We start from the raw sequence: 300 nt of genomic DNA on the forward strand, positions 1-300 counted from the left end.
ATCGCGGACTTCGCCGGGCGGTACGGGGAGGCCGGGGTGCGCGTGGTGGTGACCTCGCGGGTCATCGGTTACCGGCGGGGCGTGCTGGAGAGCGCCGGGTTCGCGCATTACATGATCCAGGACCTGAGCAAGGAGCAGATCGCCCGGTTCGCCGGGCAGTGGTACGCGACCGCGTTTCCGCGCGACGAGGACCGAGCGGCACAGCTGTGCCGACGGCTGACGGACGCGGTCGGATACTCGCGGCCCGTGGGTGAACTGGCGGGAAACCCCCTGCTGCTGACGATCCTGGCCATCATCGGC

Annotated in this window: 1 protein-coding gene; it reads left to right on the forward strand. The window is 70.0% G+C overall.

Translation table 11 applies throughout. From position 1 onward, the window contains the following. Positions 1-300, forward strand: a 300-nt coding sequence (locus ACLZOT_RS51625) for an NACHT domain-containing protein (protein ID WP_416976192.1), incomplete at both ends; no start/stop codon positions are given.

This window comes from Streptomyces sp. 4F14 (genome assembly GCF_048159485.1).
In the GTDB taxonomy this organism is placed as follows: Bacteria; Actinomycetota; Actinomycetes; order Streptomycetales; family Streptomycetaceae; genus Streptomyces.